This is a genomic window from Oleiphilus sp. HI0066, from assembly GCF_001635725.1.
The window spans coordinates 1-1,007 of the sequence record NZ_LWFH01000638.1 but is presented as its reverse complement, the minus strand read 5'-3'; the positions used below and the strand labels follow the sequence as shown (position 1 = coordinate 1,007).

Sequence of the window (1,007 nt, the reverse complement as noted above, 5' to 3'; positions counted from 1 at the left end):
TCACTTCTAGATGCGGGTCGTTTGCCATTAATGCCGCACCCGATGCAGTTCTTTTCGGGCTAACCACCCAATTATTCGATGCCATCATTCTCGGCGCAGCGCTCTGCCATAGTAGCTCTAAAGGTAGATGACGATCACCTAACTTGAGTTTCTCTATTAAGGCGCGATCGATATGTTGGTCATGGATTGGGAATAAGCTTTTCAGTTTTTCATCACTCACTCCATTTTGAATGAGTTCGATAAAAAGCCTTTCGGATTCAGCTTGAGTTTGGGCGAGGGTCAGATAGCTCGTCATGCGGAAGGTCAGCATAATGTCGCTTGGTGTCCAAGGCTCATGTTTTCCAATTAATAGGCGCATGAGTCCTGATGTTCGATGCTTCAAACCAGCATTAATGCCATCACATAATGCTAGTAGCCATTCATGTGTTTCTGAGTTTAATTTACTGAGTTCTTTTTCTGCGCCTTGCTGCCAGTTCATGCGGCGAAAGAATATATCAATCTCGAGGTTTTCATTCGTATCATCAAGCAGTTCGCATAAACGACCTTGCCCTAAAATACGCATAAATTGGAGCTGCATACCACGATCAATAGCGTGGCAGTATCCGAGCCCCCATGTGGCATCGTTTAAGTTGTTTGCGTTGATATGTGGCACGCCGTTGGCGTCGCGTTGAATGCTTAGCCCATCAGGGAATTGGCCGCGGATTTTAACACTCGAAGATTTTGGTAGTTTGAACATAAGTGACAGCTTGTGATTATTTTTTTGCCCACTATATTCTGTTTTCTGGATTGCAACAACGGAGTGCACCATGTTTATCGCTTGCAGTGAAATGTTCAAAATAGGTGTTGGGCCATCAAGCTCGCATACTATGGGGCCAATGAGCGCAGCGCATGCATTTCGTTCAACTGTATTAGCTGATCACAAGCCAGATCTGCAACCTAAGGAGGTCTATGTTCGTTGCACCTTATTTGGCTCTCTCGCGTTTACTGGCAAAGGGCATGAGACCGAT

General features: G+C 45.4%; 2 protein-coding genes. One reads left to right on the top strand and one right to left on the bottom strand.

Annotated elements, in window-relative coordinates; all coding sequences use genetic code 11:
- Positions 1-736: penicillin acylase family protein (locus tag A3738_RS08155; protein ID WP_197473708.1), on the bottom strand; the 736-nt coding region annotated here is incomplete at its 3' end.
- Between the two features lie 70 nt (positions 737-806).
- Here A3738_RS08155 and A3738_RS08150 point away from each other — a divergent pair.
- On the top strand, positions 807-1,007 hold a 201-nt coding region (locus A3738_RS08150), incomplete at its 3' end, for a serine dehydratase beta chain (RefSeq protein WP_304440083.1).